The organism is Streptomyces sp. NPDC005576 (assembly GCF_042871745.1).
Taxonomy (GTDB): domain Bacteria; phylum Actinomycetota; class Actinomycetes; order Streptomycetales; family Streptomycetaceae; genus Streptomyces.
In genome coordinates, this window is the sequence record NZ_JBIAJC010000007.1 from 278,829 (window position 1) to 292,577 (window position 13,749).

Annotated in this window: 11 protein-coding genes; 9 read left to right on the forward strand and 2 right to left on the reverse strand. The window is 71.5% G+C overall.

Annotated elements, in window-relative coordinates:
* Window positions 1-120: 120 nt before the first annotated feature.
* Together ACFYPN_RS14860 and ACFYPN_RS14865 are read right to left on the reverse strand one after the other, a co-directional pair.
* Entirely contained in the window at window positions 121-2,745 is a 2,625-nt protein-coding gene (locus ACFYPN_RS14860) for an ABC transporter permease/substrate binding protein (RefSeq protein WP_389298444.1), read from the reverse strand.
* Window positions 2,738-3,838, reverse strand: coding sequence for a glycine betaine/L-proline ABC transporter ATP-binding protein (locus ACFYPN_RS14865; protein ID WP_389298510.1), 1,101 nt, complete (start codon window positions 3,836-3,838; stop codon window positions 2,738-2,740). Before ACFYPN_RS14865 ends, ACFYPN_RS14860 begins: the two co-directional genes overlap by 8 nt.
* Window positions 3,839-4,211: 373 nt before the next feature.
* Here ACFYPN_RS14865 and ACFYPN_RS14870 point away from each other — a divergent pair, with 373 nt between their 5' ends.
* From ACFYPN_RS14870 to ACFYPN_RS14910, 9 genes are all read left to right on the forward strand, one after another.
* Window positions 4,212-5,120, forward strand: a complete 909-nt coding sequence (locus ACFYPN_RS14870) for a 5'-3' exonuclease H3TH domain-containing protein (protein ID WP_389298512.1) — start codon at window positions 4,212-4,214, stop codon at window positions 5,118-5,120.
* A gap of 237 nt (window positions 5,121-5,357) precedes the next feature.
* A complete protein-coding gene (locus ACFYPN_RS14875) occupies window positions 5,358-6,206 on the forward strand; it encodes a siderophore-interacting protein (protein ID WP_389298446.1) in 849 nt (282 codons plus the stop codon).
* A gap of 255 nt (window positions 6,207-6,461) precedes the next feature.
* Complete coding sequence (locus tag ACFYPN_RS14880) at window positions 6,462-7,046, forward strand: sigma-70 family RNA polymerase sigma factor (protein WP_358759077.1); 585 nt, start codon at window positions 6,462-6,464, stop codon at window positions 7,044-7,046.
* The gene (locus ACFYPN_RS14885; RefSeq protein WP_358759079.1) at window positions 7,043-7,798 is read left to right on the forward strand and encodes an anti-sigma factor; all 756 of its coding nucleotides are present in this window, start codon (window positions 7,043-7,045) and stop codon (window positions 7,796-7,798) included. The genes ACFYPN_RS14880 and ACFYPN_RS14885 overlap by 4 nt, the downstream gene beginning before the upstream one ends.
* Window positions 7,799-7,993: 195 nt before the next feature.
* Window positions 7,994-9,655 (forward strand): molybdopterin-dependent oxidoreductase, encoded by a 1,662-nt coding sequence (locus ACFYPN_RS14890; RefSeq protein ID WP_389298448.1) that lies wholly within the window; start codon window positions 7,994-7,996, stop codon window positions 9,653-9,655.
* Window positions 9,656-9,763: 108 nt separating this feature from the next.
* Window positions 9,764-10,423 (forward strand): fasciclin domain-containing protein, encoded by a 660-nt coding sequence (locus ACFYPN_RS14895; protein WP_389298450.1) that lies wholly within the window; start codon window positions 9,764-9,766, stop codon window positions 10,421-10,423.
* Window positions 10,424-10,681: 258 nt separating this feature from the next.
* Complete coding sequence (locus tag ACFYPN_RS14900) at window positions 10,682-11,203, forward strand: SPW repeat protein (protein ID WP_389298452.1); 522 nt, start codon at window positions 10,682-10,684, stop codon at window positions 11,201-11,203.
* Window positions 11,204-11,252: 49 nt separating this feature from the next.
* A complete protein-coding gene (locus tag ACFYPN_RS14905) occupies window positions 11,253-12,344 on the forward strand; it encodes an ADP-ribosylglycohydrolase family protein (RefSeq protein WP_389298453.1) in 1,092 nt (363 codons plus the stop codon).
* 187 nt (window positions 12,345-12,531) lie between these two features.
* Window positions 12,532-13,635 carry an LLM class flavin-dependent oxidoreductase gene (locus ACFYPN_RS14910; protein WP_389298455.1) on the forward strand — a complete coding sequence of 368 codons (1,104 nt, stop codon included), beginning with the start codon at window positions 12,532-12,534 and terminating at the stop codon, window positions 13,633-13,635.
* Window positions 13,636-13,749: the final 114 nt, after the last annotated feature.

Sequence of the window (13,749 nt, forward strand, 5' to 3'; positions counted from 1 at the left end):
CACCTTACGCACGTGGTTGCGCGATTCCCCCACCGAGGAGAACGTGCGGCAACGCGCGGGGGGTGGCCCCCGCCTCTCGGCATGGACCACCCCTGACCTGCGTCGACGCGGAGTGCGCGGCTACTGCGGCGCCATCGTGTCCACGATGGACGGGTGGGCGTCCATCCAGGATTTCACGGCTTCCTCCTCGTGACCGGTACCGGCCTTGGCGATGCCGTTCTCCAGTCCCGCGAGCTGGTCCTCGCTCAGCTCGAAGTCCTTGAACCACTTCGTGAGCTGCGGGTAGTTCTTCGGAAACTCCTTGCTCGCGACCGTGTGCAGCCGGTCACCGGTGCCGAAACCCTTCTTCGGGTCCGCCAGCTTGGTGAGGTCGTACTGGTCGTACGCCCAGTGCGGGGTCCAGAGCACGACGGCGATCGGCTCCTTCTTCGCGTACGCCCGCTTCAGCTCGGCGAGCATGCCGGGGGTGGAGGAGTCGACGACCTTGTACTCCTTGTCCAACCCGTAGGCCGGCAGCACGTTGTTCTTCAGGTTCTCCATGGTGGCGGTGCCGGGCTCGATGCCGACGATGCGTCCCTTGAACCGGGAGGACTTGCCCTTGAGGTCGGCGAGCGTACGGACGTCCTTGACGTAGGAGGGCACCGCGACCTCGATGGAGGTGGGGCCGTACCAGGAGCCGACGTCGGTCAGGTCGTCCTGGTACTTCTTCCAGTAGTTCGCCTGCGTGTACGGTAGCCAGCCGTCGAACTGGACGTCGATCTGGCCGCGCGACATCGCCGCGTACATCGGGCCGACCTCGAACTGCTTGAGGTTGACGGTGTAGCCGCGCTGCTCCAGGACCGCCTTCCACAGGTAGGTGGCGGCGATGTCCTCCTCCCAGGGGAACCAGGCGACGTCGAGGGCGCGGTCGCGCTCGTCCTTGCCGTCGGTGGCCGCGGACTGCTTCGCAGCGGGGGTCCACTTCGCGGCGGCGTCGGGGTTGGCCTTCAGCCAGGTGCGGACGGCGTCCTGCTCCTTGCCCGCGCCGGCTTTCTGGATCCCGGCTTCCAGGCTGGTGAGCTGCTTCTCGCTCATCGTGAAGTTCTTCAGCCAGGAGGCGGCCTCGGGATTGTCGGCGGCGAAGCCCTTGCGGGAGAGGGTGTGGATGCCGTCGCCCTTGCCCCAGAGGTTCTTGGTGTCCTTCAGCTTCGTCAGGTCGTAGTTGTCGTAGGCCCAGTGCGGCGACCAGAGCGGAACCACGATCGGTTCCTTCTTGGCGTACGCGCGCTTCAGCTCGGCCAGCATCGAGGGCGTGGAACCGTCGACGACCTTGTACTCGCCGTCCAGGCCGTAGCCCGGAAGGATCTTCTCCTTCAGCAGGGCCGACTCGCCGGCGCTCGGCTCGATGCCGACGATCCGGTTCTTGAACGAGGAGCCCTTGCCCTTGAGGTCGTCGAGGGTACGGACGTCCTTCACGTAACCGGGGACGGCCAGCTCCAGCGAGGTGGGGCCGTACCAGGAGCCCAGGTCGTCCAGGCGGTCCTGGTACTTCTTCCAGTAGCTGGCATGGGTGACGGGGAGCCAGGAGTCGGTCTCGAAGTCGATCTGGCCGTTCGCCATGCCGGTGTAGAGCGCGCCGGCCTCGTACTGCTTGACGTCGACCTCGTACCCCTGCCGCTCCAGCAGTTCCTTCCACAGGTAGGTGGAGGCGATGCCCTCGTCCCAGGGGATGTACCCCATGCTGATCTTCTTGCCCGCACCGACGGACGAGGAGCCCGTGGCGGTGGCGGAGGACGTGCCGCCGCCGAAGACGCCCATGCCCCCGGCGACGAGCGCGAGGATCACCACGCCGGTGAGCGCGACGGCACCCTGCGGGCGGTAGTTCCAGAACTTCGGACCGCCGGCCAGAGCCTGGGCCTTGGCGAGCGCCCGGCGGCCCAGCGGGGAGACCTCGCGCCCCAGCGCGCCCGTCATCCGGTCCAGGTACATGGCGAGGATGACGATGGAGATGCCCGCCTCGAAGCCGAGGCCGACGTCGACGTTGCCGATGGCACGGTAGACGGAGCCGCCGAGGCCGCCGCCGCCGACCATGCCGGCGATGACCACCATGGACAGGCCCAGCATGATGACCTGGTTGATACCCGCCATGATCGTGGGCAGCGCCAGCGGGAGCTGCACGCGCAGCAGGGTGTTGCGGGAGGTGGTGCCGAACGCCTCGGCGGCTTCGACGAGTTCGCCGTCGACCTGGCGGATGCCGAGTTCGGTCATCCGGACGCCCGGGGGCAGCGCGAAGATGATGGTGGCGATGATGCCGGGGACGACACCGACGCCGAAGAAGATCACACCGGGGATCAGATAGACCATGGCGGGCATGGTCTGCATGAAGTCCAGCACCGGCCGGGTCACCGCGCTGACGGTCTTGGACCGGGAGGCCCAGATGCCGAGCGGGACTGCCAGGACCAGCGTGACGATGGTGGCGACGAGCACCAGGGTGAGGGTGTCCATCGCCTCGTCCCACAGCTCGACGGAGTCGATGAGGGCGAATCCCACGAACGCGAGAAGACCCGCGGGCAGTCCGCGCAGCCACCAGGCGATGACGGCGACGATGCCCGCGAAGAGCAGGGGGGCGGGGGCGGAGAGGACGGCCGCGATGCCGTCGAACATGCCGCTGACGAGTGAACTGATGGCGTCGAAGAGCCAGGCGAGATGGACCTGCAGCCAGTCGACCGCGGAGTTGACCCATTCGCCGAGAGGGAGCCTAAACACCGGCCACCTTCTTCGCGGTGAGGTCCTCGGGGACGGTCGTCGCGGCGGGCGCGGCGTCCTCGGCGGGGGGCATCGGCGCGGCGGGCTTCATCGGTTCGCCCAGCACGGCGAGGAGCCGCTCGCGCGGGACCACCCCGACGAGTCTGCCCCGTTCGTCGGTCACGGCGACCGGGGTGGCGCTCGACGCGCACGGGGTGAAGAGTTCGATGATCGGCGTGGACTCGGCGACGGTGGCGGGAGCCGCGAACAGTACGTCCCGCGGGGTGCGCAGTTCGGTGCCGTCCTCGGTCGTGGAGCCCATGACGGTGTGCGGTTCGGCCATGATGGCGCCGGCGGTCAGCACCCGGGCGCGGTCGACGTCCTGGGTGAAGGAGGCGACGTAGTCGTTGGCCGGGGTGACGAGGATGTCCTCGGCGGAGCCCAGTTGCACGATCTCGCCGTTGCGCATCACCGCGATGCTGTCGCCGAGGCGCATGGCCTCGTTGAGGTCGTGGGTGATGAAGACGATGGTCTTCTTCAGGCGCTTCTGGAGTTCCAGCAGCTGGTCCTGCATGTCGCGGCGGATCAGCGGGTCCAGTGCGCTGAAGGACTCGTCCATCAGCAGCAGGTCGGCGTCGGTGGCCAGCGCGCGGGCCAGCCCGACGCGCTGCTGCATGCCGCCCGACAGCTCGTCGGGCCAGGACTTCTCCCAGCCGCCGAGCCCGGTCAGCTCCAGCGCCTCGGCGGCGCGCTTCTCACGCTCGGCCCTGGGCACTCCCTGCACCTCCAGGCCGTACGCGGCGTTCTCCAGCACACTGCGGTGCGGGAAGAGCGCGAAGTGCTGGAAGACCATGCTGATTTTGGACGAGCGGACGTGGCGCAGTTCGCGCGGGCTCAGGGAGGTCAGGTCCTGGCCGTCGAAGAGCACGCTTCCGGCTGTGGGTTCCAGCAGTCCGTTGAGCATCCGCAGAAGCGTGGACTTGCCTGAGCCCGAGAGACCCATCACGACGAAGATCTGCCCCGGTTCCACGGTGAACGACGCGTCGATCACCGCAGCGGTCGTTCCGTCGGCACGCAGCTCGTCACGGCTCGCGCCGGCTTCGAGTTTCTCCACGGCCTGATCGGGTCGTCTGCCGAACACCTTGTACAGGTGTTCGGCCTGGAGCCTTGACACATACACCTCGCGGGTTGAACCGGAACGGTTCGCCACCCCCGTCGACGAACCGTGGAGCGGCACGGAATCGGTCCGCATGGCACGTACACAAGTTGAAATTTGGACGTGATCCGCTCCGGTGCCGCGTCTGCCCGGCCTTATCCGGAGCAAACACGAATGTGTTCCGGGTCACTCCTGAGGGGCGGCCTCCCGCAGACGCGGTCGGGCCCCCGTCGGTGGCGTGGGGCATGACCGGACCTCTGTCGGTGCCGTGGGGCACGACCGGGCCACTGTCGGTGCCGTGGGGCATGATCGGGGGGTGACGCGACGCCTGATGCTCCTCGACACCGCTTCCCTGTACTACCGCGCCTACTTCGGCGTGCCGGACTCGGTGCGCGCACCCGACGGCACCCCGGTCAACGCCGTGCGCGGGCTGCTGGACTTCATCGGGCGGCTGGTCCAGGACCACCACCCCGACGATCTGGTGGCCTGCATGGACGCGGACTGGCGGCCGGCCTGGCGGGTCGACCTGATCCCGACGTACAAGGCGCACCGGGTGGCCGTGGAGACCCCGGCGGGCCAGGCCGACGTGGAGGAGACCCCGGACACGCTCTCCCCGCAGGTCCCGGTGATCGAAGCGGTGCTGGACGCGGTGGGCATCGCCCGCGTGGGCGTCGCGCCGTACGAGGCGGACGACGTCATCGGGACCCTCACCGGCCTGGCGACCGGGCCGGTGGACATCGTCACCGGCGACCGGGACCTCTACCAGCTGGTGGACGACGCGCGCGGGGTGCGGGTGCTGTACCCGCTCAAGGGCGTCGGCACGCTCCAGGTGACCGACGAGGCGGTGCTGCGCGAGAAGTACGGCGTCGACGGCCGGGGTTACGTCGATCTGGCCCTGTTGCGCGGTGACCCCAGCGACGGCCTCCCGGGCGTCCCGGGCATCGGCGAGAAGACGGCCGCGAAGCTGCTGGACGCCTACGGCGACCTCGCAGGCATCATGGCCGCGGTGGACGACCCGGCGGCGAAGCTGACCCCCTCGCAGCGCAGGCGGCTGGACGAGGCCCGGGAGTACGTCGCGGTCGCACCGAAGGTCGTGCGGGTCGCCGGGGACGTACCGCTGCCCGCATTCGACCCGGTGCTGCCCCGCGAGGCGCGCGACGCGGTGGCCCTCTCGGAGCTGGCCGAGCGGTGGGGGCTGCGCGGAGCGCTGCAACGACTCCTCTCGGCGCTGCACTCCTGAGGGCCCCCCGGTCCCGCCGGATCCGTCCGCCCGGGCGGACACCCACAGGAAACCGTGGTTCCCTGGCCCGGGGTGCGCGTCCGCCCCGGCTACGGCGCGCGCACGCATTGCTTACGGGACCGCCTCTGCCCCTGCCGTCCGGCCGGTGCTAGCTTAGGTTGACCTAAGTTATTCGGTCCCCAGGGGGGCGAGTCCCCGTTTCCCGGGCCCCGAACCGTCCAGCACAGGGAGATCCACGTGGCACGTCCGACGCGGCAACCGCCCAAGGGCAAGGGTGCGCAGGTCGTGCGCACCGAGCAGATCACTCCCCACATGGTGCGGGTGGTCCTGGGCGGCGAGGGCCTCGCCGCCTTCGAGACCGAGGGCTGGGCCGACCATTACGTGAAGCTCTGCTTCGCACCCGAGGGCGCCGACTACACGCACCCCTTCGACATGGCGGCGATCCGCGAGTCTTACCCGCGCGAGCTGTGGCCGACCACGCGTACGTACACCGTGCGCTCCTGGGACCCGTCCACCCGCGAGCTCGCGATCGACTTCGTCGTGCACGGCGACGAGGGCCTGGCCGGTCCGTGGGCCGCGAAGGCCGCTCCCGGCGACCTGATGACGCTCCTCGGCCCGGGCGGCGGCTACGCCCCGCAGGAGTCGGCCGACTGGCACCTGCTGGTGGGCGACGAGAGCGCGATTCCGGCCATTGCGGTGGCACTGGAGCAGATGCCCGCGAACGCCCGGGGCCATGTGTTCATCGAGGTGTCCGACGCCTCCGAGGAACAAAAGGTGACCGCCCCCGCCGGGGTGTCGGTGACGTGGCTGCACCGGGGCGAGCGCCCGTTCGGCGAACGGGTCACCGCCGCGGTGCTCGGGCTGGACTTCCCCGAGGGCGAGGTCCAGGCGTTCGTCCACGGCGAGGCGGGCTTCGTCAAGGAGATCCGCCGGTATCTGCGGGTGGAGCGCCGGATCCCGCTGGACCGGCTCTCGATCTCGGGTTACTGGCGTCTCGGCCAGAACGACGACGCCTGGCGCGCCGTCAAGCGCGAGTGGAACGAGCAGGTCGAGCGCGAGCAGGAGAGCGGCTCCGCCACCGCCTGACGTCGGCCGCCCCCGCCGGACAGCCCTCAGGAGCCCCGGTCACCGTCCCCCCGGACGGGCGGCCGGGGTTCTTCCGTGCCGGCCTCCGCGCCGCGCGGGCCGGACCGTGGAAGGATTCCCCGCGCCGGCTCCACCCGCCGAGCCACCGCACCCGGCTCCGGCGTGACGGAGGATTCGTACCCGTCCGCACCCATCCGTACGGCCGACGGCTCCGAATCAGGTGGTACTCCATGAGCCACCCGGGAGGAAGCCGCCTTGAAAGAAGCCGTGTACATCGGCCCCGTGCCGTCGACCGGACCTGACCTCCAGGACCTGCTGGTCCAGGTCGCCCGGGGTGATCAGCGCGCCTTCGCCCAGGTCCACGACGCGATCTGCGGGCCGGTGCTCGGACTGGTCCGGACCGTGCTGCGGGATCCGGCCCAGTCCGAGGAGGTCACGCAGGAGGTACTGGTCGAGGTGTGGCGGACCGCGCCGCGCTACCAGCCGTCGCGGGGCAGCGCCATGAACTGGGTGCTGACGCTCGCCCACCACCGGGCGGTCGACCGGGTCAGGTCGGCGGAGGCGTCCGCGGCGCGGGAGCACCGGGCCGCCCTGCTGGAGCGCACCCCCGCCTACGACGAGGTCACCGAGCAGGTCGAGATCCGCCTGGAGCGCGAGCAGGTGCGCCGCTGTCTGCGGACCCTCTCCGAGCTCCAGCGCGAGTCGGTGACCCTGGCCTACTACCGGGGTCTGACCTACCGTGAGGTCGCCGAACTCCTCTCCGTACCGCTGGGAACGGTGAAGACCCGACTGCGCGACGGGCTGATCCGGATGCGCGACTGCCTGGGGGTGAGCGCGTGAGCACGGCCGAACTGCACACGTTGACCGGGGCGTACGCGCTGCACGCACTCCCCGAGGACGAACGCCGGGCCTTCGAGCGCCACCTGGCCGAGTGCGCGGCGTGCGGGCAGGAGGTGGCGGAGCTCTCCGCCACCGCGTCCAGGCTCGCCCTCGCGGTCTCCGCGGCTCCCCCGCGCGGCATGCGCGACGAGGTGTTGCGCAGGATCGCGACGGTCCGCCAGGAGGCGCCGGGACAGAGGAGTTCCGGCCTCGTGAGAACGACGCCCGGCCGCGCCGGACGGTGGTCGCGCTACGCCTTGGCCGCCTGCCTCGCCGCGGCCGCGACCCTCGGCGGGGTCGCCCTGTGGCAGAGTCAGGTCGCGCGGGGCGCCCAGCAGGAGGCGCACCGCGCCCAGCGGCAGAACGAGTGGGTGGCACGGGTCCTGTCGGCTCCGGACGCGAGGACCGCTTCGGGGCGGCCTGCGGCCGGGGCACGCGGCACGGTCGTGGTCTCGGCGAGCGCGAACCGGGCGGTGTTCCTCGCCTCCGGCATGGCACGCCCGCCCCGCGGCAAGGTCTACCAACTCTGGTTCGCCGACGGCGGGACGATGCGTCCGGCCGGGCTGATGGACCCGGACGCGGCGGACGGGGCCGTACTCCTGGACGGGCCGGTGGACCGCGCGACGGGCATGGGCATCACGGTCGAGCCGGCGGGCGGATCGGCCCGGCCCACGTCTCCACCGCTGGCGCTGATGGAGTTCCCGGCGGCCTGATCAGGGTCGGGGGGCCCGGGACGGGTCGGGGACAAGGCGGGAACGGGCCGGACCCCACGTCAATCCCTGCCCAGGCGTTGCACGTTCGGGTGAACGACCAATCCGTCGGGCGTTCCGCACCGAATCCCTCATGTGACAGCAGACCGGAACGACACGCGACCGCAGGGGGACCCGGGGGCCCGACGGTCCCGCTGGGTGCGCGCCGCACTGGCCGCTCTCAGCGGGCTGATCGCCGCGTTCTGCGCCCTGTGCGTCGCGGAGTTGGTCGCCGCCCTCGTACGCCCCGAGGCGGGGCCGGTCACGGCGGTGGGAGGGGTGGTCGTCGACCGCACTCCCCCGGCCGTGAAGGACTTCGCCGTACGGCACTTCGGCACGGACGACAAGCTGGTCCTGCGACTCGGCATCCTCGCCCTGCTGGCGCTCTTCGCGATGGCGGTGGGGGTCCTGGCATCGCGGCACCGGCGGGCCGGCGCCGCGGCGGTACTGGTCTTCGGCCTGGTCGGAGCGGTGGCGGCGGTGGGACGGCCCGAGGGCAGCCCTTCCGACGCCCTGCCCTCGGTGGTCGGTGCGGTTCTCGCGGCGGGAGTTCTGTACCTCCTGGCCGGACGGCTGGCACCGGTCCCGGTCCGGCCCCCGACTCCCGTGTCTCCGTCTGCCGTGTCTCCGTCTCCCGCGGCTGGAGAGACGGAGACCGGACCGGGGCGCACCCCGGAGCCGGAGGCCGGGCCGGCTCCCGTCCCGGAGGCGGAGGCAGCTCCGGCGTCCGCCTTCGACCGGCGCGGTTTCGTGGTCGCCGCCACGGCGGCTGCGGTGGCCTCGGCGGGGGCGGGGTACGTGGGGCGCCGCCTCACCGCCTCCGTCCAGGCCGGAGCCTCCGCCTCACGCGCGGACATCGCCTTGCCGGTGCCCGACTCGGCCGCACCCGCCGTACCCCGGGGCGCGGATCTGGGGGTCCGTGGCATCAGCTCGTTCGTCACCCCGAACAAGAGCTTCTACCGGGTGGACACCGCGTTGGTGGTGCCCCGCGTGGACGCCGGCCGCTGGCGGCTGCGCATCCACGGCAAGGGCGTCGCACACCCGCTGACCCTCGGCTACCAGGACCTGCTGCGGCGGCCGGTCGTCGAGCGGGACATCACCCTGGCCTGTGTGTCCAACGAAGTCGGCGGTCCGTACGTCGGCAACGCCCGGTGGATCGGGGTGCGCCTGGCGGACCTGCTGCGGGAGGCCGGGGTCGAGGCCCCGTCGAGGGGGGGTCCCGCCGACCAGCTCGTCTCGCGTTCGGTCGACGGAATGACCCTCGGCACGCCCGTGGAGACCGTCCTGGACGGCCGCGACGCGATGCTCGCCCTCGGCATGAACGGCGAACCACTGCCGTTCGAGCACGGCTTCCCGGTGCGGATGCTCGTGCCCGGTCTGTACGGATACGTCTCGGCCTGCAAGTGGATCGAAGACATCGAACTGACCACCTTCGACGCGTACGACGCCTACTGGGTCAAGCGGGACTGGGCCCCGCAGGCGACCGTCAAGACGGAGTCGCGGATCGACACCCCGCGCCCCTTCGCCTCGCCGAAGGCCGGCACCGTGCCGGTCGGCGGGGTCGCCTGGGCCCAGCACCGGGGCATCTCCCGGGTCGAGGTACGGGTGGACGGCGGCGACTGGCACGCCGCGCGACTGGGCGCGGAGGACGGCCGGGACACCTGGCGCCAGTGGGTGTGGGAGTGGCCCGCCACTTCCGGCCACCACACCCTCGAAGTCCGTGCGACCGACGGTACCGGCGCCACCCAGACCGACCACCGTGTCGGAACCGTCCCCGACGGCGCGACCGGCTGGCACTCGGTGGTGGTCGACGTGGACTGAGCCCCGCCACCGCCACTCCACCGCGGCCGCCCCACCTTCCCGTTCCGCAACCGAACCGCCCGGGCCGTCCGATCGCCCGGACAACACCATCCCCAACAGGAGAACACCATGAACGCCCTGCACCTCCGTCGCCTCGCCGTCGCCGTCTCGGCCGCCGCCGTGCTGCCGCTGGCTCTGTCGTCCTGCTCCTCCTCGGACTCCAAGGACTCGGCAGCCGGCTCCGCCCCCGACAAGGCGGGTTCGGCCAGCTCGCCGGCGACCGGCGCGTCGGCGGACGGCTCGATGGCCCCGGACGCGCCCTTCGGCCCGGCCTGTTCGTCCGTACCCGAGAACGGCGCGGGTTCCTTCGACGGCATGGCGCAGGACCCCGTCGCCACCGCCGCCTCGAACAACCCGGACCTCGCCACCCTGGTCACCGCCGTCAAGGCGGCGGGGCTGGTGGACACCCTGAACAGCGCCGAGAACATCACCGTCTTCGCACCGACCAACGAGGCGTTCGCCAAGGTCCCGAAGGCCGACCTGGAGAAGCTGCTCGCCAACAAGGAGGAGCTGACCAAGGTCCTCACCTACCACGTGGTCGGCCAGAAGATCGCCCCGAAGCAGCTGTCGAACGGCTCCTTCACCACGCTGGAGAAGGGCAAGCTGACGACGTCCGGCTCGGACATGACCTACACCGTCAACGACAGCGCGAAGATCGTCTGCGGCAACGTCCGGACGGCCAACGCCACGGTCTACATCGTCGACTCGGTCCTGATGCCGCCCCAGTAGGCGGCGACCGGCCCGGCGGGGCCGGAGCACCGCGAGGGGTTTGCCGGTCGGTACCCACGACCGGCAAACCCCCCTCCCACGCGGTCCGTTGGAGAGCGCTGAGTACGCACCGCGATTTGCGCAGTCGTCCGCCCCGGGCCCCGGCGCGTAAATGGGAGTTAAGCGCACCATGGGGAAGGAGGTACCGCTCGCCCCGGGCGTCCCGTCCGGGTCAGGTCAGTGGCGGGCGGGCCCACGGGACCGCAAAGGAGACGACTCATGTCCGACCTCTCACACACCCGTGCCGACACCCGTGCGGACGCGCACGCCGACATGGCGGACCATCCCGACCTCCCCGAGATGCGCGAGCGCTACAACCGCACGCTCGGGGGCCGCGACGTGGCTCTCGTGGACGCGCCGGTGTTCCTCCTCGGCCTGTACTGCGCGGTGTCGCCCTGGGTGCTCCACTTCACGTCGAGCCAGCCGTCGCTGGTGCAGCACAACCTGATCATCGGCATCGCCCTCGCCGTTCTCGGCCTCGGCATCACCGCGTCCCCGTCCAGGATGTACGGCCTGAGCTGGGCGATCTGCGCGATGGGTGCCTGGATGATCGTCGCACCGTGGATCGTGGGCAGTGGTCCCGACTTCGGGGTGATCCTGAACAACGTCATCATCGGCGGACTCGCCGTGGTCCTCGGGCTGATCTGCGCGGCCGCCTCGATGAAGCGCGGCGGCTCGGCAGGAGGCAGAGCCGGGACGAAGGGTGCCGGGGCACGACGAGCCTCCGGTTCCCGGGACTGACGCCGACCGGCGTCGGCACCTGTCCGCCCGAACCCCGTAGGGTGCGCCCATGGGGCGGGGAGAGCGGCAGGACCGGGTCGTGGGCGCCGTCGTCGGCTCGGCGGTCGGGGACGCGCTGGGCGCACCCTTCGAGTTCGGGCCGGCCGGAGTCTGGTTGGCCCGCTTCCCCGACGGCACCGGCACGATGTGCGGGGGTGGCGGCTGGGACCCGGGCGAGGCGACTGACGACACACAGATGGCCGTGCTCGTCGCCGAGTCGTTGCTGGAACGGGACGGGCTCGACCTCGCCGACATCTTCGGCCGGTTCCGCCGGTGGGCGGCCGCCGGCCCCAAGGACATCGGCATCCAGACCGAGATCGTGTTGCTCGGCGGCGACCCGTGGGACCTGGCCGCCGCACTTCACTTCCAGGTGGAGGGCCGCGCGGCGGGCAACGGCTCACTGATGCGGGCGGCCGGATCGGCCGTCCGTTTCGCCCGTACGGCAGGACCGCGCCCCTGCGACGAGGCCGGGGCCCGCACCGCCACGATGGACGCCGCCCGGCGGATCGCGGCCCTGACACACGGGGACCCGGCCGCCTGGGAGGGCACAGCCGTCCTCCACGAGCTGATCCGGGTCGCGCTGGACGGCGGCGACCCGGCCGCCGCGCTGCCGGCTGCCCTCGCCGAGGTGCGCGAGGACCAGCGCGCCCGCTGGGCGGTGGTGCTCGCCCCCGACTGGCACCCGAATCTGGCGACCGAGTTCAACGGCGCGGTCTGGCCCTGCCTGGGCACCGCCGTCTGGGCCCTGCGGACGACGTCGTCCTTCGAGACCGCACTCGCGGCGGCGATCGACGTAGGTGGCGACACCGACACGGTGGCCGCCGTGACCGGGGCGCTCGCCGGGGCCGTCCACGGCATGAGCGCGATCCCCGCCCGCTGGACGGAGCCGCTCCACGTACCGCTGCCCGGGTACGGGGGCCGCGTGCTGCGCACCGCCGAACTGAGGACCCTCGCCCTCCGCCTGGACGAACAGAGCGGTGCTCCCCGCGTCCGAACGCCGCTGGGGTCGCTTTCGTCGGGGTCGGGCCGGGGCACGCCAGCCCAGCACGATCCGGACGAGAGGCACCGGCCCTCGTCCGCCCACCGCTCGGACACCCGTTGACGCCGTACCGTTCCGGCTGGTCCACTGAGCGGATGCGCCCTCGACTGCTGCTGGTCACCCGCGACCACATCGACTTCGGTCGTGTGTGGTCGGCCTCCTGTCGTCCCTGACTGCTCCTTCCGTCAGCACGACAGCACCGCGCCGCCCGGCCGGTCTGCGCCACCGCAGCAGAAGATGAGGCATCGCCATGCCCGTAGAGTTCCTCGGCATCGCCGCGACCAACGAAGGTTCCGAAGTGACGCCCCGCTCGGGAGCGTCCTTCGACCGGGAGTACACGCTCAAGCTGGCCCGCGCCCACGAGGACCACGGCTGGGACCGGGTGCTCTTCGCCTACGGCTCCGGCTCCCCCGACCCGTCCCCGGCCGCGGCGTTCATCGCCGCCCGTACGGACCGGCTCCAGATCCTCGTGGCACACCGGCCCAACGTCTCGTACCCGACGTTCGCCGCGAAGACCTTCGCCACGCTCGACCGGATCAGCGACGGCCGCCTCGCCGTCCACTTCATCACCGGCGGCAACGACCACGAGCAGCAGCGCGAGGGCGACTTCCTCACCAAGGACGAGCGGTACGCCCGCACCCGGGAAGCCATCCAGATCATCAAGAAGGCGTGGACCTCCCACGAGCCCTTCGACCACGAGGGCACGCACTACCGCTTCAACGACTTCGTGAGCGACACCTTCCCCGTCCAGCAGCCGCACCCGCAGGTCTCGTTCGGCGGTTCCTCCCCGGCGGCGTACGCGGCGGGGGGCGCCGAGGCCGACATCTTCTGCCTGTGGGGGGAGCCCCTCGCGGAGACCGCCGAGCAGATCGCCTCGGTCAAGGCGGCGGCCGAGGCGGCGGGGCGCACGGACGTACCGAAGATCCAGGTGGCGTTCCGCCCGATCATCGCCCCCACGGAGGAGCTCGCGTGGGAGAAGGCGCACCGGACGCTCGACCGCATCAAGGCGCGCAAGGCGGGTGTTCCGACGAGCCGCCGCCACTCCCTGGCCAACCCGCAGAACGCCGGTTCGCAGCGGCTCCTCGCCGTCGCGGACCGGGGTGAGCGCCATGACCGCGCGCTGTGGACGCCGACCTCGGCGGAGACCGGCGGCGCAGGTAACTCCACGGCCCTGGTGGGCACTCCGGAGACGGTCGCGCAGGCCCTCCTCGACTACTACGACCTGGGGGTCGAGATTTTGTCCGCCCGGGGGTACGACCTGCTCGACGACGCGATCGACTTCGGCCGTCATGTCATCCCGATCGTGCGGGAGGAAGTCGCCAAGCGGGACGCGGCGCGCACCTCGGCCGTCTGACGGGGAGCGTCCGGGCCTGCCCGCCCGACAGGACACCTGCACGCCCGGACGCGCCCGCCCCGCCCCGGGGGCCGGCCCCCTCCTCGGGACCGTCCGGAGCCTTCCGGCCGGGCC